Here is a 24,924-nt window from a genome sequence, read left to right as displayed (position 1 = left end):
TTCTCGCAAGATGAGGCACACTGAGATGCATTCCACAGACGGAGACAACGCCACTCCTTCGGAGCTTCCACTTCAGATTGATCTCCTCCTGTCCCGTTTGGCTGCGATCGTGGAGTCGTCCGATGACGCCATCATTTCCAAAGACCTCAATGGCTGCATCATGAGTTGGAATCAGGGGGCGCAGCGCCTTTTCGGATACACGGCACAAGAAATGATCGGACAGCCGGTGCATCGCCTGATCCCCAAGGATCGATTCGATGAAGAACCGAGAATTCTGGAACGCCTCCGTTCGGGGCAACGGATCGACCATTACGAAACGGTGCGGCAGCGCAAAGATGGAACGATGATCGACGTCTCGCTTTCAGTGTCGCCGATCAAGGACCGGGAAGGCCGAATTGTCGGCGCCTCGAAAGTCGCCCGGGAGATTTCCGAGCGAAAACAGGGTGAGCGTGACCTGGCAAATCTGGTCGAAGCCCTTCCGGTCGCGGTCTACACAACCGATGCCGAGGGACGAATCACGCGCTACAATCAGGCGGCTGTGAACCTCTGGGGATCCAGACCCGTGCTCGGCACCACCAGATGGTGCGGTTCATGGCGGGTCTACTGGCCAGACGGGCGCCCCATGCCGCTTGCATCCTGTCCGCTCGCCCAGTGCCTCAAGCTCAATCGCCCGATACGCGGCCTTGAAATGATCATTGAACGCCCGGACGGAACCCGGGTCCCGGTCGCACCCCACCCCACCCCCCTTCGCAACGCGGCCGGAGAATTGGTCGGCGGGCTGGACGTGCTCATGGACCTCACGGAACGGAAACGTGCGGAACGCCAACTGCAGGAGTCTGCGGCTCAGCTCGAACGTCGCATCAAGGAACGCACGCATGAACTCGTCCTGTCTCAGGAACGGCTGCGGGCACTGGCCTCGGAACTGACGTTGACTGAACAACGCGAGCGCCGGCGGCTCGCAGTGGAGTTACACGACTATCTTGCGCAGCTCGTCGTGGCCAGCCGGCTCAGGCTTTCGCAAGCCATCCCCAAGGTTCAGGATGAAGCCGCATCGGCCGCGCTGACGAACGTGGACGGGATGCTGGATCAGGCCTTGACCTACACCCGATCGCTCGTAGCCGAATTGAGCCCCCACATCCTCTACCAATTCGGCCTTTCAAAATCGCTGGTCTGGCTGGGAGAGCGGATGAAGCAACATGCGCTTGAGGTCACGGTCAAACCGGGTCCGACGGCGTTTACCCTGCCCGACGACCAGGCCGTTCTGTTATTTCAATCGGTCCGCGAATTGCTGTTCAACATCGTCAAACATGCCAAAACAGATCACGCTGTCATCACGATCAACGTCGATGAGCAACGGGAGCTGTGGATCTGCGTCGAGGATGAGGGCGTCGGATTTGACGTGACGGAGCTGACCGACGGGGAGGACAGCCGGGGAAAGTTCGGGCTGCTCAGCATCCGGGAACGGATGGAAACGCTGGGAGGAGAATGCGAACTCTCCGCCGCGCCCGGCGCCGGCACCGTCGCGATCCTCCGCCTGCCGCTCTCCGGGAGCGTCACCGCCTCGCCCTCCACTCCCCCCGCGGTTCCCGTGCATACGCCGGCCGCCGCGTCCAAAGACCCAGCCCGACGGATCAGAATCGTGCTCGTCGACGACCACGCCATGGTCCGGCAGGGACTGCGCAGCATACTGGATGGTTATGCCGACCTGATCGTCGTCGGCGAGGGAGCCGACGGCCAGGACGCCGTCGTGATGGTCCGTTCGCTTCGCCCGGATGTCGTGATTATGGACGTGAACCTGCCGCTCATCGACGGCATCGAAGCCACCCGCATCGTGTCGCGCGAATATCCCTCTATCGCCGTCATCGGCATCTCGGTGAGGAACGACCCCCAGGTGCATGTCGCCATGACTGAAGCAGGAGCGGTGGCATTCCTCCCCAAAGAATCCGCAGCCAGCCAACTCTACGAAATCATCCTCCGCCATTGCCCGGTGACCTCTATCTAAGATGTCGGCCCTGACGGACAGGAACTAGGGTATCCCCCAGTTCTCATTCGCCGCGGAGCGCGGTATGCTGTTTCTGCCTGAGTGTACCGCCGCTTGCCTTGCTGTTCCGACCTGACCGACTCTCGTGCCTGCACCGGGTATGTCCTTCGATGAAGAGCCTGCGAAAGACCTTCATCGCACGATGTGACGGCATCAACCGAAGGTATGTTGTTCCCGCATGACCTCGATGCTTTTCACATTGCAGCGTGTGGTCCTGTCGGCCGCCGGACTGGCTATCGCGTTCCCGACCCTCGCGTTGCTCTGCTGGGCCTACGACCATTCGCTGCTGTTTCATCTGCACACGTCTTTTCGAACCCTGAAACCTACGACCATGTTGGCGGTCCTCTTCTGCGGATTCTCCCTCTGGTTACAAGCGAAAGAGGGTGCCGTCACAACCGCACGGCGGTATGTCGCACAAGGCTCCGCGATCCTCGCCTGCCTGCTTGCCAGCCTGATCCTGTCGGAACACCTCCTTGCTCTCGACCTGGGAATCGATCTCTGGCGCATTGCACTGCCGGAAATCTCCAGTGATGCCCATCCCGGACGCACGGCTCCTGCCACAGCCGTCGCTATTCTGATGCTGGGACTGGCGCTGTTCTGGCTTGATACGAAACCGTTCGCGACGTACTTCTTCGATCAGTCTGCCGCACTGCTGGGAGGAACGATCGGCAGCATCGGGCTGGTCGGGTATTTGTACGGAGTTCAGAGCCTCTACAAGGTGGGAACGTTCACATCCACCTCCATTTATAGTGCCTCCTTGCTGGTGGCATTGAGTCTGGGAATCCTCTGCGCGCGACCGTCGAGAGGTCTGATGGCCACTCTCACCAGCGAGAAGCTCGGCGGAGTAATGTTGCGACGTCTCCTGCCCTTCGCCGTCGCGCTGCCGATCCTTGCCGGATGGATTCGCATCGCAGCCCAGCGGTCGGGGAAGTACGACTTCAATTTCGGCGTTGCACTGGCTGTGGCCGCCGTGATGCTGATCATGCTGGCATTCCTCTGGCTTCTGGCAGGAAGCCTGAATCACACCGACGGCCAGAAGAAACACATCATGCAAATTCTCCAACAGCGTGAAGCCCGGCATCGCCTGGCATTGAGAGCCGGCCGCATGGGCACCTTTCACCAGGACCTCGATAACCAATCGCTGGTGTTTTCCCCTGAACTCGAGGCGATTTTCGGCCTCCCTCCCATGAGCTTCGCCAGCACCTTTGCGGCGTTTCAACACCTGATCCATCCCGATGATCGACAACGGGTGCAGCAGGCGGTTGCCGAAGCGGTTGAAAACCGGACCGCCTACGATCTTGAGTGCCGGATTCTTCGCACGAGTCCCAACGGTGAGGGTTGGATTGCGGTGACCGGCCAGGTGCTCCCCGACTCGACCGGGCATCCGCGGCAAATCACCGGCGTCATGTTCGACATTACCGAACGGAAACGATCGGAAACCGCGCTTCGACAGAGCGAAGAGCAACTGCGGGTCGTGACCGATGCATTACCCGGCCTCATCGCCTATGTGGACCGCGACGAACGATATCGCTTCGTGAACGCCGGATATGAACGGCATTTTGGACGGCCTCGTGAGCAGATCATCGGAACCTTCGTCAAAGAGCTCCTGCAACAGGATTATCCGCAAGTACAATGTTTCATCCAACGTGTACTGGCCGGCGAGCAGATCTCATTCGAAACGACCCTTCTGGGTCAGACCGGCGAACAAACGCTCTTGGAGACCTACGTCCCGGAACGGACAGCCGGGGGAACAGTCGAAGGCTTCTACGTCCTGATCACCAACATCACGGACCGGAAACGGACTGAGCAGGCGTTGAGGGAAAGCGAAGAACGGTTTCGACATCTTTTTGAACAGGCCTCCGACGGTATCGTCATGGCGGATATGTCGGGCCACTACCTGGATGTGAATAGTCGAGCTTGTCACATGCTCGGATATTCCCGCGAAGAGCTGCTCGGCATGGGCGTGACTGACTTGCTCGATCCGAATGACTACAAACGCCTGCGGGAGATCAAGGCTGAGTTGCTGGAAGGCCACCGCCATTCCGGTGAATGGAAGTTACGCAGGAAGGACGGAGCGACACTGTCCGTCGAAATCAGTGCCAAACTCCAGCCCGACAGACGTTGGCATGCCATCGTCCGCGACATCACCGAACGCAAACGGGCCGAGGCCGGGCTGCGGGAAAGCGAAGCCCATTTCCGCATGTTGGCGGATGCCACTCCGGTGTTGGTCTGGATGGCGGGAACCGACACCCGTTGCACCTGGCTGAATCGATCGTGGCTGGAGTACACAGGCCGTCCCCTGGAAGACGAGCTCGGCAGCGGATGGACAGCCGGCATCCATCCGGACGATCGCACCGAGTACCTGCGAATCTACAAAACGCACTTTTCCCGGCACGAGCCGTTTGAAATGGAGTACCGCCTGCGACGTCAAGACGGGACCTATGGGTGGATTCTCGACCGGGGTGTGCCGCTCCTGACGCAGAACGGAGAATTCAGCGGGTACCTCGGCTCCGCCATCGACATCACCGACCGAAAGCATGCCGAAGAGCAGTTGCAGCAATGGACGGTTGAGTTGGAGAAACGGGTGGATGAACGAACCCAAGCATTGGTGCGTTCACAGGAACGTCTCCGTGCCCTCGCCTCCGACCTCAGTGCGACCGAACAACAGGAGCGCCGGCGGCTGGCGACGGAACTTCACGATTATCTGGCGCAATTGCTCGTGGTCGGGCGCATGAAACTGGGCCAGGCTAAACCGCACGTGCAAGATTCCAAGACCCAGCAACTTCTAAGCGAGGCGGATGACGTCCTCACGCAATCACTCAACTATACTCGTTTTCTCGTGGCGGAACTGAGCCCCCAGGTGCTCTACCAATTCGGCCTACCTGCGGCGCTCAAATGGCTGGGCGGCCAGATGAAAACCCACGGGCTGACCGTCGTCGTCCAGTGTGACCGTGATCATCTCCCCATGGAGGAAGAAAGCGCGGTCATTCTCTACCAGAGTGTTCGGGAATTGCTGTTCAACGTCGTCAAGCATGCACGGACCACGGAGGCCGTCATTTCCCTCTCGTGCCGTACCGATAACATGGTCTCCATCACCGTCTCGGATCAGGGATGCGGATTCAACCCGTCGACGATGATGGAAACCGATCGGACTCTCCCCGGCCGATTCGGCCTGTTCAATGTGCAGGAGCGGGTTGAGGCGGTCGGCGGACGCTTGAATTTAGATTCCACCGAAGGCAGTGGCACGACCGTCACGCTGACAGCCCCCATCGACATCGACTCTCAGTCCGAATCGGGGTCAGGGGCGTCGCGCGCCAAACAACTCCTCACCTCGCCTGTTCCTCCTTCCGAACGGCTTCGCATCCTCCTCGTCGATGACCACGAAATGGTCCGACAAGGCCTCCGGAGCGTGCTGGACAACTATGAAGACCTGGAGGTCATCGGCGAAGCGGGTGACGGCGAGTCGGCGATCAGCATCGCCGCAGCACTCAAGCCGGATGTCGTGGTGATGGATGTGAATATGCCGAGGATCGACGGGATTGAAGCGACCCGCCGCATCGTCTCAACGCAACCCGACATCGTCGTGATCGGATTGTCGGTTCAGAACGAACGACATGTGGAAGAGGCCATGACGAGGGCCGGGGCGGCGGTCTTCGTCACCAAAGAGCGCGCCGCCGGCCAGCTGTATGAAGCGATCGTACGCACAGTCCGCACGAGAAAGTAGGACCACCTGGTCAGACAGCGGGAGGGCGCTTGCCCATCACCATGCCGATCACCGCCAGAATCAGAAAGACCACGAACAGCACGTAGGCGATGTAGGTCGCGGTCCCCGCCACACCGCTCACTCCTAATACCCCCGCGATCAGCCCGATGACTAAAAATGTCATAGCCCAGCTCAACATGATGGCACCTCATCAGAAATGGTGGACGATATGCTCATACCGCAGGAACCACTATGAATGCGACGGATGCTTCGTGGCACAGCCCTTGTGCCCGCAGGCACAGGCTCCGCTGGGAGCCGACGAACTGCGGCAGGCGTCGGAACAAAACTCCCGCCCTTTCTCAGCCGGGCAGGAACATCCGGGATGCGCACAGGATTTCTGGCTGCTCGCGGGATTGGGCATCATGACCTCCTTCCAGACGATCCAGGCCGTCTTTCACAACGAAATTTCGGAACCGAACAAACACCGATAAGCACCACGAGTCCCGCCGATAAGGCGAGCGGCACAGCTCGATACGTTTCTACCGCCGGTCCTCTCATCAGAAAAAACGGGCCGCTCATCGCAGTCTTGGATCAGAACCAGAGATGGACTCCCATTCCGATCCATTCGACTTTTTGTGTGAACAGTTGTCCGTCCGGACTGGGGCCGGAAAAGTATTCGGCCAAGACCTGGAGCTTTCTGTCGCCGATCCGGGCATTTTCAAACTGCAACCCTCCCATAATCGATTGGGCGACATTCCAATTCGTGCGAGCGTTGGCTTGAAAATCCGCATAGACGACCGGCCGCACCTTGCCGCCGAAGAACAACCAGGGGCTCTTGAACTCGATTCCACCCTGGCTCGTCTCACGGCCGAGGGTGCTGGGATCCTTTCGGACGATCGTACCGACTCCACCGTAGACCCTCAGCCACGTCGTCAGGTCATACGAAATCTTGAGATCGACCTCTTCATAACTCAGATTGATTCTGGCGACCTGGGCATTGTTAAGGAGAAACTCATCGCCTAAATGCGAACTCTGGTGACGAACCCGGAAAAACCCTGAGAATTTGTCCGCCCGATAACTGGCCAATAGCCCGACCATATAGTCGGCATTGATCAAATCGATGGACCGTTTCTCCGTATCGAAGACGCCGAACACCCCCGCCTGCATCCCCAATTCCCATTGCCCGTCGAACGGAGCGGCGTTCCGGTAAAACGCGAACGATTCCCCGAACGCGCTGGCAAATTCTTTCCCGGACGAAAGACTGTGATAGGACGCGCCGAAGTGTGGCCACCTCAAGTCCGCATGCAGCGGATCCACAAGCAATCCGCGCGGCAGAAACTTTGACTCCGCTTCCGGCGTCACCGCCCGCGCTGCGGTGCCCCTCGACGAAAGCACGGGCTCCTTCCCCGCCTGAACATCGGCCCGCACCACGCCGGGTATCTGCTCCAACGCCCTGACGATCTTGGCCGGGTCCTCCCCTCCCAAATGCTTGACCTGGACTGTGACGGCGCCTTGATCAACGTCTATCACCGCTCCAGAAAGGTGAAACTCATGCTCCAGGGTGGCGGCCGCATAGCCCGCGATATACTCATCGGACTCGGCGGCCGCCGCGCCCGCCGCAACGAACGCGCAGGTCACACACGCGAGGAGCACCACCTTCCATGGAGGGATCATTCCCTTCGGACTCCTCCCAGAGTCATGCCCGATCCAGACCGTCTCCGCCTGCTCTCCAGAATCACAGATCGAACCATAGCCACACCCTAGAAATGGAAGTTGAGGCCGACCGTGACCATGTGACCATTGTCCTGGAACTTCTTGTCCACGATGTTCTGGTCTCGAGACTCAATTTTTTCCAGCCAGATGTAACGATAGGTGCTATCGATCGAAACATGCTTATTGAAGAAAAACTGCAGACCGCCCCCGGCATGCGCGCCGAACCGGTTCTGCGTGTCGTCAAACCCGCCCGGCCCTTTGACCGTCGTGTAGTGCCAGCCGCCGCCGCCCAATAGAAACGGGGCCAGCCTGGTGGTCCCCAGGGGATAGATCAACGCCGACACCATGACCGGATAGCTGTGTACCCGTGTGTCGCCGATATCATTTCTTCGGTAGTCCACCGAACCCTCAAATGCGAAGTACCGGGACGGGTGGAGCCGCACCTGCCCGCCTCCGAACCAGCGACTCGACCCGTCCTTGGGGTCGACATAGGTGGCGCGACCACCGATCGACAGCAGCCCGATATCGATTTGCTCAAACAGCCCTTTATCGTCCGCAGCCTGCGCACCTGTCGGAGCGGCAATACTTCCGACTGCGAGCGTCAACCCCAAAACAAGCATGAGTATCGAAGGGGAAACTTTTTTCATTGCTGACTCCTCTCTGAATGTGTCGTGTAGTGCATCATGAGGACGATTGGTCTCGTTGAGTGCCGTGGGAGTCGAACCATTCATCGACCCAGCGCTTCACATCCTCGCGCCGGTCGCCGTACCGCTCCTGGATCTTGCCTTCCAGCTTATCGACGCTCCCTTCGATTGCCAGGAGATCGTCGTCGGTAAACTCACCCCACTTCTGCTTCAATTCCCCCTTGAACTGTTTCCATTTCCCCTGCAGCTGGTCCTGGTTGACTGCCACGGTAGCAGTGCCGGGATGTCCGTCAGCCCGCTTGGTGCTGCCGAAGGACCGGTCACCGGCCTGGCCCACACCAGACGTCAGGACCATGCCTGTCAGAGTCATCGAAAGCAGCCTCATCCTGAGTTCCATGGCCTCTCTCCTCCGCTACATCGAGCGCTGCGCGCCGGCCTCCGCGGCCGGCACGCCCGACTCCATCTAGTGATCGATTTTCGTTTGGCCACTCTGCGCATCGACATACACCTTCTGCATCTTGTTGTTGACGTCGACGATTTCCACTTCATAGACGGTTCGGCCGTCTTCCTTTCCGATCTCCGCTTCGACTGCCTTACCCGGCACCGCTTTCAACGCGTGACGGACGGCGTCTTCGAGCGTGACGGTCGCGGTGGAGGCCAACTGCTTGTTGGTTTCGAACAATGCCCAGGCGGGGCTCGCCAGAACTCCGGACATCAATGCCATCGCAATAATTTTTTTCATGTGTCATGCTCCCTGTTATGATCAATGTGATGTTCTGTTAAGCGCTGGTCACAGTCAGCGCGGACGTGGAGCCTGGCGCGCTTCCGCCCCCGGCTTCCCCTGTTGCGTGTACCAGTCGTCGGCCCACTTCACGACTTCTTCCTTCTTGTCGCCGTAGCGTTCCTGGACGCGCCCGACGAATTTGTCGTAATCGCCTTCGACCTGCATCAGGTCATCGTCTGTGAGCTTACCCCACTGTTTTTTGACTTCACCTTTGAACTGGACCCACTTTCCCTTGAATTGATCGGTATTCATCGTGATCCTCCTTGTTGTGATGTCACCGCCGCGGAAGCGGACGGCACTGACGTCGTCGCATCTCCGCTCCGGCGTTGCTGAGCCGCCTCTCGAAACACCCGGTGGTCCGGAGTGCGGAAGGCCAAACCGGTCTTGCCGCCACGGTAAAGCACGATGGTGTTCCCGTCGTCATGTTCACCGATACTGACGACGACCTTCTGCTTGACTCCTTTGGATTTCAGAGGTTTCATCGGTGCCTCCCGGTTTGCACATGCTTGTTATAACGCTCGGGAGGTCCGTCCAGGACTGGACATACCCCTAGTTTTTACAGCGGCTTACCCCGGCCGATGACTTCTTCGTATACGTATTTTATTTTTTCCTGCGAACGACGATGACCGGCGCGCACTCCATTCGGCTGATCGGCCTGACGAAACACACGTAGAGATGATGTGGATTGCGAAGGAGAGTCGTCGGCCTGTGTGCGGAGAGGCTACGCGCCGAGGAGCGATTCCCGGCAAAGGATCGCCATAGAGCGGGCTTCGATGGTGTATGACTCGCCGCCCTTGAATACAGCGCTCGATCGACGAGGTTTTGGATCGCAGGTATCCAGCATCAGGACCCAGGACGTGCTCTCATCGCATGCCGGCAGTACAAATGGAATGGATTCATGGTGGGCGTTGAAGAGCAAGACGAACGTGTCGTCGACGATGGGGTTGCCCCGTGTATCCTTTTCTTCGATAGCGTCGCCGGCGAGGACGAGGCCGATGGCTCTCAAGTGCCCCTGATTCCAATCGGCCTCATCCATTTCTTTACCGTCCGAGTGCAGCCAGACAATGTCTTTGATGTCCGAACCGTGGATCCGCCGCCCCTGAAAGAAACGCCGGCGGCGAAACACCGGATGATCCTGCCGCAAGGCAATGAGCCGGCGGACGAACGTCAGCAATGTCCGGTTCTCCCGGCTGAGGTCCCAGTTGTGCCAACTGATGTCATTGTCCTGACAGTAGGCATTGTTGTTCCCAAGCTGGGTCCGGCCGATCTCATCACCGCCGCACAACATCGGCACCCCCTGCGAGAGTAGCAGAGTGGCCAACATGTTGCGTTTCTGGCGACGACGGAGTTCCAGCACGTCCCGATCCTCGGTCGGTCCTTCCGCGCCACAGTTCCAACTCAAGTTGTCGTTATGGCCATCCTGGTTGTGCTCACCGTTGGCCTCATTATGTTTTTCGTTGTAGGACACAAGATCCTGCAAACTGAATCCGTCATGCGCCGTGATGAAGTTGATGCTGGCAAACGGGCGTCGCCCGCTCATCTCGTAGAGATCGCTGCTGCCGGAAAGCCGATAGGCCAGCTCGGCAACCTGCCCGCCATCTCCCTTCCAATACCGGCGGATCGCATCACGGTACTTCCCGTTCCATTCGGCCCAGCCGACAGGGAAATTGCCGACCTGGTATCCTCCCGCCCCGAGATCCCAGGGTTCGGCAATCAGCTTCACCTGCGACAGCACCGGGTCCTGGTGAATGATATCGAAGAAGGCGCTGAGGCGATCCACCTCATGCAGTTCACGGGCAAGCGTGGAGGCCAGATCGAACCGGAACCCGTCTACATGCATGTCCAGCACCCAATACCGCAAACTGTCCATAATCAACTGCAGCGTTCTCGGATGACGCACGTTCAGGCTGTTTCCACAGCCGGTGTAATCCATGTAGTAACGTGGATCGTCGCCCACCAGCCTGTAATAGGCGGCATTGTCGATCCCGCGAAACGACAGCGTCGGCCCGAGATGGTTGCCCTCAGCGGTGTGGTTATAGACCACGTCAAGAATCACCTCGATGCCGGCGCTGTGTAACGTCTTGACCATCGTCTTAAATTCACGCACATGCCGGCCTCTAACCGGAGACAGGGCATACCGCATGTCCGGGGCGAAGAACCCGATGGTGTTATACCCCCAATAGTTCGTGAGCCCCTGGTCGGTCAAATGCTTGTCCTGCACCGCATGGTGTACCGGCAGAAGCTCCACGGCCGTCACACCCAGCCCCTGCAAATACTCGATGACGGCCGGGGTCGAAAGACCGGCGTAGGTGCCTCGCAAATGCTCCGGCACATCCGGATGACGAGCGGTAAACCCTTTGACATGCACTTCGTAGATGACCGTCTTCGACCAGGGCGTGCGGAGCAGATGATCGCCTCCCCAGCTGAATGCTTGATCGATCACCACACACTTCGGACTCTCGTCGGCATTGTCGCGATCATCCCTCGCCAGATCTCCCTCCGGGTCGCCGATGCGATATCCGAACATGCGATCGGACAATCGGATCGTGTCGGCGATGGATTTGGCATAGGGATCGATCAGCAGCTTAGAGGGGTTGAATCGATGCCCGGCGCCGGGCTCATAGGGCCCATCCACACGATAACCATAATGGAGGCCGGGGCGACCCTCCGGCAGGTAGGCGTGCCAGGTTTGATTGGTCCGTTCCTCCAGCCGAATCCGGTGGGATTCTTTCGAAGCATCCGGACCATCGAACAGGCACAGTTCCACCGACGTGGCATTCTCCGAAAAGAGAGCGAAATTGACCCCCTCCCCGTCCCACGTGGCTCCCAGCGGATAGGGTCGGCCCGGCCATACCTTCATCATGTCTCCATTTCAATCACAGGGTGAACCGAGGCGACCATCGTGGGAAACCGGGTCATTTCAGGAGACTGACCAGGTCTTCGGCATGCTCTTCTTCTTTCATCAGAATCTCTTCGAGCAGCCTGCGCGTGGTCGGGTCATCGCTGCCGACAAAGGCGATCATGTCCCGATAACTCTCGATCGCGATGCGCTCCGCTACCAGATCCTCCTTGATCATGTCTTCCAGATTCTCACCCTCGATATATTCGGAATGGCTGCGGTCGGCCAAGCCCTCCGGGGAAAGGTTCGGCTCGCCGCCCAGTTGGACGATACGCTCGGCCAATTGATCCGCATGCGCCTGCTCCTCGCCTGCGTGGGCCAGAAATTCAGACTTCACGCTCTCTGCATTCATACCCTCTGCCGTGAAATAGTGCCGCCTGTACCGCAGGACACAGACGATTTCGGTGGCCAGCGCCTCATTCAATAATTTGATGACGGTTTCCCGATCGGCTTTGTAGTCGAACGTCATCGCTCCCTCTTCGATGTGTTGACGCGCGCGTTCTCTGATTGTCTGCACATCCTTGATGATCGAGACTTGTGACTTGACTGGTTTCATGACAACTCCTTTCGCGGACTGGACGAGGTGGAACCGAAGTTTAGACATCTGTGGTGCTGCGCTCAGGGCACGAGATCGACACGCAGATGCGGCCAGGCCGACTCCAGGCCGAGTTCGGGGCCCGCCTCGACACGCAAACTACGGTCGGCCACCCGTTGAAGAAGGCCCTTCGACTGTGTACCGACCACTAATGCGCAAGCGGCGAGCGAGAGAAACAGACCGACTTGTTTTCCGGTTGTATGAAACGGCATGCGCTGTTCTCCTCTCTCATGGTTCTCAAATTGCCTGAGCGTAGAGTAGAGGCAGACGGCCCCGGAGACGTACTAGGAGGAACCCTGGAGAGAGAGTTCAACTGCCCTGGCAACCTGAGGTGATGTTGGATTTAGAGGGAAGAGGCGTGGACGGAAAGAACACCAACCAGCTGATCGTAACGATTCAGCACCGGTAACCAGTCCGACTGCGACCCGTGCATCACCGAGACAGAGTCCGCCAGCAGGTCATCTTCCAGACAGAACGGCACAGACGTTCGCATGAACCCTGAAATGGCAGCGTCTTGAGGCGCTTCTCGCACGCGCTGGTCCAAACCGATATCTCGATCCGTGATCATGCCGACCAAACGTCTGCCGTCATATACTACGATGACCGGCACATTGAGCGAGGTCATCATCGAAATCGCCTCTTGCAGACTGGTCCTAGGGGAGGCCACTGTGACCGCCGAGCTCATCGCGCTCTTCACCTTCCGAGACTCCCCCGGGAGCAGCCCCAATTGCTCATCCAGCGTGGATTCTAGAAATACGCTGGATCGACTCCGTTTCGCCCTGGCCTCGTCTATTGTTCTAGGACTTTCTGGTTTCATTCCGGACCTCCTTTTTTACCCAGACACACTAAACGGCCTGCGGGCGAACCTCATGCACCGTCAGTCGAAGCCTGCCATACTCAACTGGTTTAGCCGGATTTCTGGTGTATTTCGTTTTATCTTCACCGATCGAGACCATGCTCAACGGAAGCGTGAGGTGTTGTTTGTAATGCGGAAATGGGGTTTCCAGCAGGAGTGTGACGGTCTGCCCCTCACACTCGATCACCTCGGCATTCAGGTCCCGCTCATCTTTAAAATCCACCGTGATCCGCTCCTCGGGATCGATCCACCGACGGATCGTCATGACTTTCTCAGGGGATTCCATGCGGTGCCTCCTCGTGGCGGTCTGTTCGGGCGCCATTGTCACTGCCGATGGATCAGTGACATGGCGCCCGAGTCACTGATCCATCGGCAGTGACAAATGGATCTTCTCACGCAACCTGCTTGCTGCCCACTAGCGATGTCTCTAGTCCACCACCGAAACCATATGAACAGGGGCTCGATGAATGCGCCGCTCTTCCGGGAGCTGTGGAATCGGCGGCCTGGTCGGCAGAGGCGGAATGGGAGGGGGAACGGGTTGCGGAGGAAATGGGCAGGGATCCGGCTCTGGGAAAGGGGCCGGATCGGGCGGTTGCGGATCTGGATCGGGTGTGATGACGAGTAATCTCATACCCACCTCCTCATCGCGGGACGACGACAGCTGAACAGGCAGCCTGTAGCCGCTCCTCAACCGTACTCCAAGAGATATTGCTGAAGAACGCCTCGATATATTGCTTCCGTTCCTGCGGTTGATAATCCAGCAAGTAGGCATGTTCCCACACATCCATGACGAGGATCGGCAGGAAGCCGGCAACATTTCCATGCTCGTGCAGGGAAACCCAATGGTTGGAGAGAAGGCCGGTGGAGGGATCGATATTGCAGATCGCCCAGCCCACGCCACGCAACATGCCTACACTGCAAAAGTCCGTCTTCCAACGCTCATAACTCCCGAAGGTCCGCTCGACAGCCTGGCCGAACGGCGACCCGTCCACCGGACGATCCTGCCCTCCCCGTCTGAGGTTGCCGAAGTAATATTCATGCAGGATCATTCCGTTGTATTCGAATCCCAGACGCCGCGTCAGCTCCGAATAGGCCGGCAGTTCTTCCTGATCAACCTTTCCGTCGCGAATCATGTCGTGCAGGCGGTCTCGAAGGGCATTCGCCGCCTTGACATAACCTTCGTACAGCCCGAAGTGAACCGCGAGACTGTGATCTGAAATTCCCGACAATCCGAACAGATCGTAGGATCTCGCTGTATAGGGTTCGATCTTCTTCATCCTGTGCCTCCTAGTACGGATCACGAAACATCTCCCTGCGATGAATGGGACCCTATCACCAATCCTGGTCCACCCCCACTAGGTGATGCCCTGGCGCGGACCGATGCCGGGGAGTTTCCTAGGAGCGCGACCAGAGGTATCGTGATATGACAGGACAGTGTGAACATCCGGGGGAGTCCTAGCAGACTTCCCCTGCAGCTATAGGTGTAAAGAATACAAAAGCCTGTTATCCTGAGACTGTTCTGGTACATACGTTCCTGAACCGCCTATCGGAACGAAGCAGGCACGGAGGCAGGAACTACTGTGTCAAAAGCACGTATCGTCATCGCCGATGACCACAGCATCGTCTTGGAGGCCTACCGCCAACTTCTCGAGCCAGAATTCGAAGTCGTCGGCACGGCCGAAAACGGTCAAGAGCTTCTGAACATCGCTCCGGGACTGGCTCCCGATATCATCATGCTCGATATCTCCATGCCGACCATGAACGGCCTGGATGTCACGAAACAGCTGCGCGCCGCAGTCCCGCGGGCTAAATTGATTTTTGTCACCATGATGAGCGAGCCGTTTTATATCTCGCAGGCGTTCGAGCTGGGCGCCTCCGGCTATGTGCTGAAGCAGTCGGCGTCCACCGAGCTTTTGTCGGCGCTGAATGCCGCGCTGAAGAATCAGCGGTATATCTCTCCGCAACTCTCCCTTGAGGTGCAGGACGCCATTGAAACGCCGTGGGTGAAGCCGGAAGGATTCTCCTCCAAACTGACGCCGCGTCAGCAGGAGGTGTTACAACTTCTGACAAAGGGGTTTTCCACGAAGGAGATTGCGGCCACGATGCAGGTGTCGACCAAGGCGGTGGAATTCCACAAGGGCAATATCACCCGGCGGCTGGGCATCCGCACGACCGCGGAATTGACGAGGTTCGCCTTGTCACAGGGCCTCACCAAGCTGGACGACCAACATCCCTGAACGCTCAGACGTGAGGCCCGGGGACCGTCGGTTGCTGCGGCATCGCGATCAAGCCGATCGTGATGGCATGTTTGGTGAGTTCGGCGGTGCTGTGGACGCCGAGTTGTTTCATGATGCGGGTTTTGTGAAATTCGACGGTCTTGATCGATACGTTGAGAGTCGAGGCAATTTCCTTGGTGGACTGCCCCTCTGCGATCAATTGGAGCACTTCCCGCTGGCGTGCACTCAACTGGTCATTCGTTGCCGTGGCACGTGCCGGGCCGGGCTCAGCAGGATTCAGCGCCTGCTCGACCAGATTTTCCGCCACACTCGGGGAGACATAGAGTCGCCCTTTCAGCACTTCCTTGATCGCAAACACCAACTCTTCCGCGACAGACTGCTTCAGCACATAGCCGGACACTCCGGCGCGAAACGCCTCTGTGACGAAATACTGCTCGCCATGCATGGTGAGCACCAGCAGCTTGACCTCCGGAGTGGACTTCTTGATCTGGCGGCAGGCATCGAGCCCGTTGAGCAGGGGAAGCGCGATGTCGACGAGCGCAATGTCCGGATTCTCCTTTTCCACGGCCCGCACCAGGGCCCGGCCGTCCGCAACCCGGCCGCATAACTGGAAGTCATGCTCCAGGAGTTTTTCGACACCTTCAGCAACGAGCGTGTGATCATCGGCTATGAGAACTCTTGGTTTCATGGGTGTGCTCCGGGCTGAGATGAGAAGGCGGCCAGGAATGGATGGAAAATCCTACCACCCTCTCGAGACGATAGCGAGGGGGTTCCTCCGGTTAGAGCTGTTTTGACCAGAAAAAAATGATTCCATGGCCCCCCTTGGTCGGCGGCGCCCCTCCTGGATCGCGATAAATGCCGAAATTATACGTATAATTCAGCTCGACTTGCGATTTCCATGGCGCACCGGTGACCAGCCCGCCCCCCAGGGCCGGCATGGAATCCGTAATATTTTTGACTGCCCCGTTGCTCGTGAAGACCGGACGCTCGACCAGTCCCCATGTGGCCTCAAGATAGGGATACAGGAAGAACAAGGCTTCATATCGATACTGAAGATTGGCGACAGCATAACGGGTCGGGAACAGCTCGTTGAAGGCGACGCCGTGGATCATAGGAAGCGAGATGGCTTCCCATTCATATCCCGTCGGCCTTCCCGGCAATCGAAAGGCTGAGAACCGATCCAAATCCTTGCCGATGCCTCCATGTACACTGGTGAGGAGCCGATGCTTCTCGCTCTCAATGAACGGAAGCCCGGTGGCCACCAATGCATAGGCACTGGCTTGCAGATAGGTCTGTTCTTTCCTGAAATCGGGCGTATTGAAGGGCGCGCCTCCCCACTGCTCCCATTTTGCCCGATGGCCATGAATCAGATCTCCCCCCATGGTGAACCCTTCGTGGGGCAGCTCCATCAAGTTTCGCTTTAACGCATCGGCGCGGATTCGAAAATGGATACGTCCCTCATACGTGTCTTTGGGCACACCATACTGGGCAGAGGTATGGCCGGTTCCTTTGAACCAGCGATAGCCCGCTTCATACGTAAGGGACATGTTGACGGCGCTGTCCTGTCGAAACGGATGCACGGGCAATCGATACCCTAACCCTGCCCCGGCAAAGGCATAACTCCATTCCAATTCCGTTCCTCGTTGGCGCTGACCCTGGACATATTCCGAACGTCCCATGGGAAGAATGAAATTGTCCCAGGTGAAGATCAGCGACCAGTTGGGATACTCCCGCAGGCCGATCGTGTAATCCACGTCATTGACCACTCCGGAGAACGTGCCGCGGAGACGCCGGTTGTCGTCGTCCCAATTACGCCATACATAGAGGGCGCCGAACGGCAGCATCTCCATTTGACTCGGCCCGTTCGGAATCGCCTGAATCCCGAAACTTGCCGCCGTGACACTCCTCCGATCGCGGGGCGGCACATAGATTTCTTCGCCGAATAATGTCGTCCGAAATTCTTCCCCTGCGATGGGCGTCGGTTCCTCTGCCTGCGCGGCATTCCCTCCAAGGCCACACAGAACAAGGCCCAAGCCGCATGCCAGCCCTCGCGCCACACTACGAAATCCTCTTGGATGCAGCACCGCCATAACACCTCACTCGTTCCTTCACTCACCACCTCGGCTGCTGGTGTCTCCTTATAAGACAGCGGTGGCGTGACTCGTCCTAGTAAAACCCCTGGACATGCCCTCAGGAACGGCGAGTATTTACCCGGCCATCCTTGGCCGATCCTCAAAGGAGGCCAGTATCGACACGGATGTCTTGACGGAACGACGTGTCACTTCGCTTCGGCAGAAGGCCGGGACCGAGACTAGGTAGATCTCCAGTATCGCAATCTCTTGATGTTCGGTAGGCTCGTTCTGTGACCAGGCGTCGTCCGCAATCTCAACAGCATCAGTCGACCTCCACACCGTCAGGCCGAAGGTGTGCCCGATTCACACTGGCCCTCGCCGGGCTGTGCCTCATGGTTGCCACGAACGAACCCCTCGCCGCCCCGATCGAAGTGATCTATCCCGAGGGAGTCAGCGAGGGATTCGTCACGCTGAAGAGCATGGATGGCAAGAAGCTCGCCGACGGGGAGCTGAGCCAGATGACGACAGGAGCCGACCGGTTGGCCAGCCGTCTCACGTTTCGCTTCACCGACGGGTCCCTCTATGACGAGACGGTGACATTTTCGCAAAAGAAGCATCTGGCCATGTTGAGCTATCAATTAAAGCAGCGCGGACCGGCGTTCCCTGAACCCTTGACGATTTCACTCAACGGACAAACGGGAGAGTATCAGGTGCGCCGGCACGAGCAGACGAACGCCGAACCGCCGATTTCGGGCCGCATAAATCTGCCTTCGGATGTCTACAACGGCATGACGATTACGGCGCTCAAGAACCTGCGCGGCAAAACCGGTGCTTCCATCCACATGGTGGTCTTCAACCCGGACCCGAAAATTTATGAGCTCGACTTGCAGCTGATCGAGCATGAAGCAACGCAGAATACCAACCGTAAGGAAGTGAAGGCCGCGGCCGCACATTACGTCTTAACACCGAAGTTGGGATGGTTCATGAGCACGCTTGCCTCCCTCGTGAGAAGAACGATCCCCGAATATCATTTTTGGCTGATTAAGAAGGACGCGCCGGCGTTTGTCCGCTTTGAAGGTAGTTTGTACCCTGACGGTCCAACCTGGATCGTCGAGCAGATGTCACCCAAGGTAAAGTGACGGATGGGCACTAGATCATAGGGAGGGAACATGAAAAGAATCGTTGAGAAAAAAACGCAGGCCCGCAAGAAGACCCGTTCGAAGATGCGACGGGTCAAACAGCGCGAGATCGAACCCTCCACTCATGTCATTGAGCGGAAACCACGACGAGCCCCCGGCGCGGCCGCAGAACAAAAGAAGCAGAGGGCCAAGAAACCCGTTGCGCCGACAAAAACGGCTTCGACCTCACGCGGGCAAGCCAAAAAGGTAGGCCGCGCCGTCGGAAAGATTCTGGGCAGGGTGATCGGCACAGTCGAACAGACAGTCGCGAAGGTGATGCCCGGGTCGAAACCAAAAGGAGTACGCCTGGCCTCATCACGCGGTCGGAGCAAACAGCGTTCGTGAAAATCCCGGGTTGTCAGGATGAGCGGACCACCAGCCTCACAGCGATCCGCTTAAGTTATGGGGAGGATCAGCCATGAGAAAAACATCGGCACAGCTTCTTATCGCGGCGCTTCTCTTTTGTCTGCCGGCTACAGGTGTGGCCACTGCCGACTCCGGGCCCGCGTTGCCGCCTACTGAGTCCGCTCCCCCTTTGCCCAAGCCTGGCCTGGCGCCCCCGGCGCCGCCCTCCCAAACTGACCCTGGGATCCTCAAACAACCGGAGCATTTACCTCCGCCGGCGCCCGAAGCCGTCGTGCCTCCACCGGTCGTCGACCCCAAGATGGCGATCGACCCCGAGAAGAGTCCACGTCCGAGTTCGCCGCCTCCGCCATCATCTGGAAATCCTCCAAGTAGGACTAGATAGGCCTATCTTCCATGACGAAAGAGAGCATGCTATGTTGAATCCTTCACTCCGGGAATCGACGTCTCTCACTCAATCGCCCCGTCACGGAGGTACGTCCATGAGTGCGCGTGGAACCCTCGTATCGATCCTCGCATGGCCGCTGAAGGGACTCGTCAGGACGATCCTGAGCCCTTCCCTGTATCAGCAAGTGCGGGTCACATTTCTCGGTGAACAATCGGGGCTGGGACTCGACTGGCGGTGGGCGAATTCTCTGCGCCGCCCGCATCCTATCCGCCGGGACTTCGGTTGGCAGGCGGGGCAACCGATCGATCGGTACTATACCGAACAGCACTTTCTACCGGCCTGTCGCGCGGATATTCACGGCAGAGTGTTGGAGGTCGGAGACGATCGATATACCAGGCAATTCGGTGCGGAAAAAGTCACGGTTTCGGAAGTTCTCCATCTTCATCCCGATACTCCCGGCGCCACGATTTGCGCGGATTTGACCAAGGCGGATCACATACCTTCCGACAGTTTCGATTGCGTCATTCTCACTTTCACCCTGCAATTTATCTTCGATGTACGGGCGGCGATCAGGACTGTGGCACGCATTCTCAAACCCGGGGGCGTCGCCCTGCTGGTGTTTCCCGGTATCACTCAGATCTCCCGCTATGACATGGACAATTGGGGGGAGTTCTGGCGCTTCACCTCTTTATCGGCGCGAAAGCTCTTCGAAGAAGTGTTTGGACCCGACGATGTGACGGTCACCACCTATGGCAATGTCCTCGCCGCGACAGCAAGCTTGCAGGGATTGATCTCCTCAGAATTGCGTCGGGATGAATTGGACCATTGGGACCGGGATTATGAATTGGTGATCGGCCTGCGTGCAGTAAAGCGCTAGGCCCCCCTGGATCAGACCAGCTCTTCCGTTTCCATAACGTACTCTTCTCGCAGTCCGTTCGGCTCAACAAAGGCCATCACCATCCGTTCATGAAGCTCCAACGCATCAGCCGGGCGATAATCAGCCGGTGACAATGCAGCAGTCGGGATCCGGTGGGACGGCGGCCGATATAGTTGATGATGGACGCGATCCACGAGCACAACCTGGATCGACGCCTCTTCGGGCGCTCCGGCAGCAGCCAAGCCCCCGAATCCCCCCCGACGATCACCACCGGCTGCATCGTTCTCCCTACCTACCGTCTGCCATATCCGCATATGAACTGGCTGTGGAACCAAGGGTACTCTGCCACTTTACTCCAAAATGAAAGGGCAGGCTCTTATGAGAGAGCCTGCCCTTTCTCACTTCACACAAGGTGTCGAACTAGCGTTTGCTGCTCGGATGGCCGCCTTCGAATCCAGGGGCCTGTCCGGGAGGCAAGCCGCTGGTTCCGCTCGGACCACCGCCACCCACGCTTTCTTCACCCATCGGCCCGGTTGCGCCCGGCCCCTTCTGCCCTGGAATGCCGGGATTACCGGGAGCGGAGGGCGCTTCGCGAACCTGTTCCATCTTATCCATATAGTGCTTGATATCCGGTGACTGATCCTTGCTGCTGTTCATCGACACCGGGTTTTGAATGTCTTCTTTTTTGAGATTCAACTGAAGCTTGTCACCCTTCGTCACAAACTGACTCCAGCGAATGGGAATCGGCCGCTTCGATTCGTTGGGCACAAACACGACGTATTCGATGTCACCCGTCTTCGTATCTTTCAAGACTTGATGAATCTTGCCGATCTCGGCGCCCTGTGTATTGTACACAGAAGCATTGGCGTATTTGCTCCCTTTCTCCTCTTCGAGTTTTCCCTGTCGAACCGGTGTATCCGCATATTCTTCAGGGATGCCCTGTTTTCCGCCGGTCAAGTCGGTTTTCTTATCAGGCTGGAGCGTCTCAGTCGGAGTGGATGTTCCCGCTCCTTTCCCCATGGTGGAATCGGACGCCCCGCCTTCCCTGGATCCTTGCGTGAACCCCGGCGAACTCGTGGCGAGTAAGAGAGCAATCGTTCCGGCGTAGATGGCTATTTGTCGCATCATCACGTTCTCCTTCTTGCAGGTGTGCTACCGTTGGCCAAGTAATTCGGATAAACGTCTCACCAGTACGGCTTGTAGCCATAATAGGTGTGGAGGCGCTCACCCCAGGCGGTATCCGCCATATCCGGCCAACGATCCTTATCAAACCCTTCGGCCTGCTCCAGCCGTTCCCTGGCCACGTTAAGAATGAAGAAATCTCCCCCTGCGGACATCGTCAGTGCCTCCCAGGGGAGCGCGAATAGTTTGTCGCCCAAGCCAAGAAAGCCGCCGAACGACAGGACCGCATAGGCAATGCGTCCCTTTTCGAGATCGATCATCAGCTCATTGATCTCTCCAAGATCTTCCCCCGCCTGATTCTGCACCGGCGTGCCCTCGATCGTAGAAGCCGCCAGCAGTCGTCGCCCTGTATGTAACGCCATGAGAAACCCTCCTTGTGTTGGTATGCGATGCTGTGAGGCAGTCACATGGACCTCGTATGTTAGTCATAACGCCGGAGGTCGAGATGAACAGCTAGGAAGGCCCCTAGAAATTCTCAGTGTGGGACAAGAGTCACGCGCAACGCATCAGCAGGGCCACAGGACAATGGTTCAACACTTGCCCGACAGGCAGCACTTGGCGCTCGCCCCGGTTGAGCGTCTCGAATCGTTCTCCGGTGAACAGGTGTTCATAGGCTGATCCGGCTTTCCAGGATGGAACCGTCAACCACGTGTCCCGCCAGGTGTCATCGGACCCACCCTCGCCTCTCGTCGCGGGTAATCCGGCCATGAAGCGAGGAGCGAGGGCCACCACCGCCTGATCCTGGTGCAATCGCGCGAATGCGCAGAGGTGGAACTGGTGAGGGCCCTCGCACTCCAGTGGCACATAGTCACCGTCCAGATACAGATCGGGAGAGGCTCGTCTATGACGCAGTGCCGCCTGCAAGATAAATAGTTTCAGTCGCCCGTCCTGCCAAGATTCCGCGAGGCCTCGGAGAAACTCGATTCGATGGCCGACATCGTTTGTTGCGGCTCGATCGAACTCATTCAGCATCCCGGCGCGAACCGTGTACTCCACCGGGCGGCGATTGTCCGGATCGACAAGATTCAATTCCCATAATTCTGCGCCCTGGTAACAGTCCGGAACGCCGGGCACGGCTACCTTCACCAACAACTGCGACAAGCCGTTGTACATGCCGTATCGAGCGACCATTGCCTGAAACGGCAGAAAGTCGTTCAGAAAAGGATTGGCCACTCGCCCTGACAAGACGGCGCGAACGAACCGGCAGAGCGCGGCTTCATAGTCCGGGTGGGGGTTGATCCAACTGCTGTGCGTCTTCGCTTCTCGCACTGCCTTGATCATATATCGCTCGATGCGCGCCACGAACTCTTCGTACTTGACCTCGTCCATCGTCATGAGCGGCCAGGCGCCTACCAGGGTCTGATAGAAAAGATACTCGTCATTGCGATCGGGAGCAGGCAACTCCTCGACTTCGGTCCGGTACCGCTTATTGAGCCTGGCCCAGCGGGCGATGGCCTTGCTCCAACGCTCTCGAAGTTCCGGGAGCACATTGATTCGAGCACGCACGTCCTCGCCACGTTTCGTGTCATGGGTTGAGGTTGCCGACATCGAATAGGGCCAGCCGGCTCGACGTTGGCGAATGGCCTGGTGAAACGCCTCCACGGAGGAGCCGAAATGAGCCGGATCTCCCCCCACCTCATTGAGCGAGATCAGTCGGTTGTAGACATAGAAGGCGGTGTCCTCGACGCCCTTGGCCATCACCGGACCTGTCGTCTGCTGAAACTTCGTGACGAACCGGATCTGATCCTCCTTCGTCAATCCTGTGGACGGGTCCAGCTTTCCCAAGAGCAGGTCGCGGGCGAAATCGAATATCTGACCGTTCAGTGTTGGATTGCGCCGTTTGGCCCGGGCGACAGCCAGCACGATATAGGCCTGATCACGGTCAAGCGGAGCCTCGCGGTCGGTCGTCAGATACGAGCGATAGACGGGAAAACAGGCGATGATTTCCCGGACGGCATGGGTAAGGCTGTTGAGGGTAAAGTCCCGGTAGTGTCGGTCCCGCTCGGACAGTCGATTCAATTGGTGGCCGAGCACATTGAGTTCGCTGGACATGGAGGCCCGCATGATCAGTTTCTTGGACTGGTACACCAATTCACGATACGGTCGCCGTTCTCCGATAAAGCGCGTATACAGTGCCTCCATCGCCTGTTCTTGATCCGCCCGGACAAACAATCCGTTCAGTAGGTTCAGAAAGTCATAGCCGGTGGTGCCGGCGACGGGCCAGCTGCGGGGAAGCTGTTCTCCTTCACCCAGGATCTTCTCGACCAGGAGGAACAGCGACGGCACGTCCCCCTCACGCTCCGGTGGCAATTCCGCAGCCGCCCACACCTGCAGCTGCTGGAGATAATGCTCCGGATCGTACAACCCATCGACATGGTCGATCCGCAGACCGGTCGCAATTCCTTGCTTGAGTAGACGGAAAATGAGCCGGTGAGACTCCGTAAAGACACATTCCTCTTCCGTCCGGATGGCGGCCAATTCATTGACGTCGAAAAAACGCCGATAATTGATCTCCTCCGACGCCACACGCCAGGACGCGAGCCTGTAATTTTGTTCGTTCAGCAGCGCGTCGAGTTTGTCGAAGCTTGCCGACAGACCTTTCGTGCCGTTATAGGCCGCCACGTTGGCCAGGACATGCGCATGCACTTCCCGGCAGTCCGTGATCACCGCAGCCAACCGTCTCCTGACAATTTCTGTTTCCCGATAGCGCTCGGCGACTTTTTCCGGAACACGTTCCCGGCCCGGCGGCAAATGAGACAGCGCGGTCAGAATGCTTTGCAGTTCGAGGACGGCTGCATGCCCTGATCCCAGGAGTTCGATTAACTCGGTGAGCCGGAAGGACAGGATCGACGCCCAGGACTTGGGAGCAAGAGGAAGCCGCTGCCGGTAATAGGACACCAGGAACCCGCCCTCCTCATACTGCAAGCGGATCTCCTGGTTCTCGAGCACCGTTCCATACTGCTCGCCGAGAATGGGGAGCAGCACCTTATCTTCGAGTTCCCGTTTCAGCGGAGTCCAATCGATGTCGAAGGTCGCGGCGTAGCGAGCACCAGGACCGTTTTCGAGCACATCCCACCACCAACGGTTGTCCGGGGTCCCGATGCCCATGTGATTGGGGACGACATCGACCAATAACCCCATGTCGTGTTGTTTCAGCGCGTCAGCGAAGAGGGCAAAATCCTCGTCGCTTCCCAACTCAGGATTCAAGGTACCGGGGTCCACCAGATCGTATCCGTGCATACTTTCCGGTGCCGCCTTGAGCAATGAAGAGGCATAACAATCGGTAATACCCAAGGCGTGCAGATAGGGCACCAGGGCGGCGGCGTCCTTGAACGTGAAGGTGTGGTTGAACTGGAGACGATAGGTCGAAACAGGAATCCTCGGCATGACCT

At 58.1% G+C, this 24,924-nt stretch carries 26 protein-coding genes; 7 read left to right on the top strand and 19 right to left on the bottom strand.

Translation table 11 applies throughout. The features are described 5' to 3' along the window. Positions 1–10: 10 nt before the first annotated feature. Positions 11–2,002, top strand: a complete 1,992-nt coding sequence (locus H8K11_07460; protein MCS6263583.1) for a PAS domain S-box protein — start codon at positions 11–13, stop codon at positions 2,000–2,002. Positions 2,003–2,219: 217 nt separating this feature from the next. Next, a complete protein-coding gene (locus H8K11_07455) occupies positions 2,220–5,765 on the top strand; it encodes a PAS domain S-box protein (GenBank protein MCS6263582.1) in 3,546 nt (1,181 codons plus the stop codon). 10 nt (positions 5,766–5,775) lie between these two features. On the opposite strand, the gene H8K11_07450 is transcribed toward H8K11_07455, so the two are convergent. Further along, positions 5,776–5,943, bottom strand: coding sequence for a DUF1328 domain-containing protein (locus H8K11_07450; GenBank protein MCS6263581.1), 168 nt, complete (start codon positions 5,941–5,943; stop codon positions 5,776–5,778). Between the two features lie 73 nt (positions 5,944–6,016). On the opposite strand from H8K11_07450, the gene H8K11_07445 reads away from it, so the two are divergent. Next, the gene (locus H8K11_07445; GenBank protein MCS6263580.1) at positions 6,017–6,235 is read left to right on the top strand and encodes a hypothetical protein; all 219 of its coding nucleotides are present in this window, start codon (positions 6,017–6,019) and stop codon (positions 6,233–6,235) included. 100 nt (positions 6,236–6,335) lie between these two features. On the opposite strand, the gene H8K11_07440 is transcribed toward H8K11_07445, so the two are convergent. The 12 genes from H8K11_07440 to H8K11_07385 form a co-directional block, all read right to left on the bottom strand. Next, positions 6,336–7,418, bottom strand: a complete 1,083-nt coding sequence (locus H8K11_07440) for a DUF1207 domain-containing protein (GenBank protein MCS6263579.1) — start codon at positions 7,416–7,418, stop codon at positions 6,336–6,338. Between the two features lie 86 nt (positions 7,419–7,504). Continuing rightward, positions 7,505–8,104 (bottom strand): porin family protein, encoded by a 600-nt coding sequence (locus tag H8K11_07435; protein ID MCS6263578.1) that lies wholly within the window; start codon positions 8,102–8,104, stop codon positions 7,505–7,507. A gap of 34 nt (positions 8,105–8,138) precedes the next feature. Beyond that, a complete protein-coding gene (locus H8K11_07430) occupies positions 8,139–8,456 on the bottom strand; it encodes a CsbD family protein (protein MCS6263577.1) in 318 nt (105 codons plus the stop codon). A gap of 108 nt (positions 8,457–8,564) precedes the next feature. Continuing rightward, complete coding sequence (locus H8K11_07425) at positions 8,565–8,843, bottom strand: PepSY domain-containing protein (GenBank protein ID MCS6263576.1); 279 nt, start codon at positions 8,841–8,843, stop codon at positions 8,565–8,567. 54 nt (positions 8,844–8,897) lie between these two features. Continuing rightward, complete coding sequence (locus tag H8K11_07420; protein ID MCS6263575.1) at positions 8,898–9,137, bottom strand: CsbD family protein; 240 nt, start codon at positions 9,135–9,137, stop codon at positions 8,898–8,900. Beyond that, entirely contained in the window at positions 9,134–9,367 is a 234-nt protein-coding gene (locus H8K11_07415; GenBank protein ID MCS6263574.1) for a hypothetical protein, read from the bottom strand. Before H8K11_07415 ends, H8K11_07420 begins: the two co-directional genes overlap by 4 nt. A gap of 239 nt (positions 9,368–9,606) precedes the next feature. After that, positions 9,607–11,745: a glycogen debranching protein GlgX gene (gene glgX / locus H8K11_07410; GenBank protein MCS6263573.1), complete on the bottom strand. Its 2,139-nt coding sequence runs from the start codon at positions 11,743–11,745 to the stop codon at positions 9,607–9,609. 55 nt (positions 11,746–11,800) lie between these two features. Continuing rightward, on the bottom strand, positions 11,801–12,340 hold the full coding sequence (locus H8K11_07405; protein MCS6263572.1) for a bacterioferritin: 540 nt from the start codon (positions 12,338–12,340) through the stop codon (positions 11,801–11,803). Positions 12,341–12,402: 62 nt separating this feature from the next. Next, positions 12,403–12,591 (bottom strand): hypothetical protein, encoded by a 189-nt coding sequence (locus H8K11_07400; protein MCS6263571.1) that lies wholly within the window; start codon positions 12,589–12,591, stop codon positions 12,403–12,405. Between the two features lie 131 nt (positions 12,592–12,722). Next, a complete protein-coding gene (locus tag H8K11_07395; GenBank protein MCS6263570.1) occupies positions 12,723–13,196 on the bottom strand; it encodes a CBS domain-containing protein in 474 nt (157 codons plus the stop codon). Between the two features lie 28 nt (positions 13,197–13,224). Beyond that, complete coding sequence (locus H8K11_07390) at positions 13,225–13,521, bottom strand: hypothetical protein (protein MCS6263569.1); 297 nt, start codon at positions 13,519–13,521, stop codon at positions 13,225–13,227. A 355-nt stretch (positions 13,522–13,876) separates the two neighbouring features. Then, positions 13,877–14,512, bottom strand: a complete 636-nt coding sequence (locus H8K11_07385) for a superoxide dismutase (protein MCS6263568.1) — start codon at positions 14,510–14,512, stop codon at positions 13,877–13,879. Positions 14,513–14,815: 303 nt separating this feature from the next. On the opposite strand from H8K11_07385, the gene H8K11_07380 reads away from it, so the two are divergent. Further along, complete coding sequence (locus H8K11_07380; GenBank protein ID MCS6263567.1) at positions 14,816–15,472, top strand: response regulator transcription factor; 657 nt, start codon at positions 14,816–14,818, stop codon at positions 15,470–15,472. A 4-nt stretch (positions 15,473–15,476) separates the two neighbouring features. On the opposite strand, the gene H8K11_07375 is transcribed toward H8K11_07380, so the two are convergent. Further along, positions 15,477–16,160: a response regulator transcription factor gene (locus tag H8K11_07375; protein ID MCS6263566.1), complete on the bottom strand. Its 684-nt coding sequence runs from the start codon at positions 16,158–16,160 to the stop codon at positions 15,477–15,479. Between the two features lie 91 nt (positions 16,161–16,251). Then, positions 16,252–17,562 carry a hypothetical protein gene (locus H8K11_07370; GenBank protein MCS6263565.1) on the bottom strand — a complete coding sequence of 437 codons (1,311 nt, stop codon included), beginning with the start codon at positions 17,560–17,562 and terminating at the stop codon, positions 16,252–16,254. A 461-nt stretch (positions 17,563–18,023) separates the two neighbouring features. On the opposite strand from H8K11_07370, the gene H8K11_07365 reads away from it, so the two are divergent. The 3 genes from H8K11_07365 to H8K11_07355 all read left to right on the top strand — a co-directional run bounded on the left by H8K11_07365 (position 18,024) and on the right by H8K11_07355 (position 20,350). After that, entirely contained in the window at positions 18,024–18,683 is a 660-nt protein-coding gene (locus tag H8K11_07365; GenBank protein ID MCS6263564.1) for a hypothetical protein, read from the top strand. A gap of 30 nt (positions 18,684–18,713) precedes the next feature. Then, positions 18,714–19,067, top strand: coding sequence for a hypothetical protein (locus H8K11_07360; protein ID MCS6263563.1), 354 nt, complete (start codon positions 18,714–18,716; stop codon positions 19,065–19,067). Positions 19,068–19,567: 500 nt separating this feature from the next. Beyond that, a complete protein-coding gene (locus H8K11_07355; protein ID MCS6263562.1) occupies positions 19,568–20,350 on the top strand; it encodes a methyltransferase domain-containing protein in 783 nt (260 codons plus the stop codon). Positions 20,351–20,361: 11 nt separating this feature from the next. Here the strand turns inward: H8K11_07355 and H8K11_07350 are convergent, their stop codons facing one another. From H8K11_07350 to treY, 4 genes are all read right to left on the bottom strand, one after another. Further along, complete coding sequence (locus tag H8K11_07350; GenBank protein ID MCS6263561.1) at positions 20,362–20,592, bottom strand: hypothetical protein; 231 nt, start codon at positions 20,590–20,592, stop codon at positions 20,362–20,364. Between the two features lie 178 nt (positions 20,593–20,770). Continuing rightward, a complete protein-coding gene (locus tag H8K11_07345) occupies positions 20,771–21,478 on the bottom strand; it encodes a PRC-barrel domain-containing protein (protein ID MCS6263560.1) in 708 nt (235 codons plus the stop codon). Between the two features lie 56 nt (positions 21,479–21,534). Next, complete coding sequence (locus tag H8K11_07340; protein MCS6263559.1) at positions 21,535–21,894, bottom strand: PRC-barrel domain-containing protein; 360 nt, start codon at positions 21,892–21,894, stop codon at positions 21,535–21,537. 130 nt (positions 21,895–22,024) lie between these two features. After that, positions 22,025–24,919, bottom strand: coding sequence for a malto-oligosyltrehalose synthase (gene treY / locus H8K11_07335; protein MCS6263558.1), 2,895 nt, complete (start codon positions 24,917–24,919; stop codon positions 22,025–22,027). Positions 24,920–24,924: the final 5 nt, after the last annotated feature.

It is taken from the genome of Nitrospira sp., assembly GCA_024998565.1.
Classification (GTDB): domain Bacteria; phylum Nitrospirota; class Nitrospiria; order Nitrospirales; family Nitrospiraceae; genus Nitrospira_A.
Note: the sequence above shows the minus strand (reverse complement) of the source record. Positions and strands in the feature narration are given on the sequence as shown.

What these genes read in the sequence shown, in the direction of transcription:
- H8K11_07450 (MCS6263581.1), bottom strand. Translation starts at nt 5,943, where the DNA reads ATGTTGAGCTGGGCTATGACATTTTTAGTCATCGGGCTGATCGCGGGG.
- H8K11_07420 (MCS6263575.1), bottom strand. Translation starts at nt 9,137, where the DNA reads ATGAATACCGATCAATTCAAGGGAAAGTGGGTCCAGTTCAAAGGTGAA.
- H8K11_07440 (MCS6263579.1), bottom strand. Translation starts at nt 7,418, where the DNA reads ATGATCCCTCCATGGAAGGTGGTGCTCCTCGCGTGTGTGACCTGCGCG.
- H8K11_07370 (MCS6263565.1), bottom strand. Translation starts at nt 17,562, where the DNA reads ATGGCGGTGCTGCATCCAAGAGGATTTCGTAGTGTGGCGCGAGGGCTG.
- H8K11_07360 (MCS6263563.1), top strand. Translation starts at nt 18,714, where the DNA reads ATGAAAAGAATCGTTGAGAAAAAAACGCAGGCCCGCAAGAAGACCCGT.
- H8K11_07340 (MCS6263559.1), bottom strand. Translation starts at nt 21,894, where the DNA reads ATGGCGTTACATACAGGGCGACGACTGCTGGCGGCTTCTACGATCGAG.
- H8K11_07375 (MCS6263566.1), bottom strand. Translation starts at nt 16,160, where the DNA reads ATGAAACCAAGAGTTCTCATAGCCGATGATCACACGCTCGTTGCTGAA.
- H8K11_07395 (MCS6263570.1), bottom strand. Translation starts at nt 13,196, where the DNA reads ATGAAACCAGAAAGTCCTAGAACAATAGACGAGGCCAGGGCGAAACGG.
- H8K11_07435 (MCS6263578.1), bottom strand. Translation starts at nt 8,104, where the DNA reads ATGAAAAAAGTTTCCCCTTCGATACTCATGCTTGTTTTGGGGTTGACG.
- H8K11_07405 (MCS6263572.1), bottom strand. Translation starts at nt 12,340, where the DNA reads ATGAAACCAGTCAAGTCACAAGTCTCGATCATCAAGGATGTGCAGACA.
- H8K11_07400 (MCS6263571.1), bottom strand. Translation starts at nt 12,591, where the DNA reads ATGCCGTTTCATACAACCGGAAAACAAGTCGGTCTGTTTCTCTCGCTC.
- H8K11_07345 (MCS6263560.1), bottom strand. Translation starts at nt 21,478, where the DNA reads ATGATGCGACAAATAGCCATCTACGCCGGAACGATTGCTCTCTTACTC.
- H8K11_07415 (MCS6263574.1), bottom strand. Translation starts at nt 9,367, where the DNA reads ATGAAACCTCTGAAATCCAAAGGAGTCAAGCAGAAGGTCGTCGTCAGT.
- H8K11_07355 (MCS6263562.1), top strand. Translation starts at nt 19,568, where the DNA reads ATGAGTGCGCGTGGAACCCTCGTATCGATCCTCGCATGGCCGCTGAAG.
- glgX (MCS6263573.1), bottom strand. Translation starts at nt 11,745, where the DNA reads ATGAAGGTATGGCCGGGCCGACCCTATCCGCTGGGAGCCACGTGGGAC.
- H8K11_07390 (MCS6263569.1), bottom strand. Translation starts at nt 13,521, where the DNA reads ATGGAATCCCCTGAGAAAGTCATGACGATCCGTCGGTGGATCGATCCC.
- H8K11_07460 (MCS6263583.1), top strand. Translation starts at nt 11, where the DNA reads ATGAGGCACACTGAGATGCATTCCACAGACGGAGACAACGCCACTCCT.
- treY (MCS6263558.1), bottom strand. Translation starts at nt 24,919, where the DNA reads ATGCCGAGGATTCCTGTTTCGACCTATCGTCTCCAGTTCAACCACACC.
- H8K11_07385 (MCS6263568.1), bottom strand. Translation starts at nt 14,512, where the DNA reads ATGAAGAAGATCGAACCCTATACAGCGAGATCCTACGATCTGTTCGGA.
- H8K11_07430 (MCS6263577.1), bottom strand. Translation starts at nt 8,456, where the DNA reads ATGGTCCTGACGTCTGGTGTGGGCCAGGCCGGTGACCGGTCCTTCGGC.
- H8K11_07425 (MCS6263576.1), bottom strand. Translation starts at nt 8,843, where the DNA reads ATGAAAAAAATTATTGCGATGGCATTGATGTCCGGAGTTCTGGCGAGC.
- H8K11_07455 (MCS6263582.1), top strand. Translation starts at nt 2,220, where the DNA reads ATGACCTCGATGCTTTTCACATTGCAGCGTGTGGTCCTGTCGGCCGCC.
- H8K11_07365 (MCS6263564.1), top strand. Translation starts at nt 18,024, where the DNA reads ATGGATGGCAAGAAGCTCGCCGACGGGGAGCTGAGCCAGATGACGACA.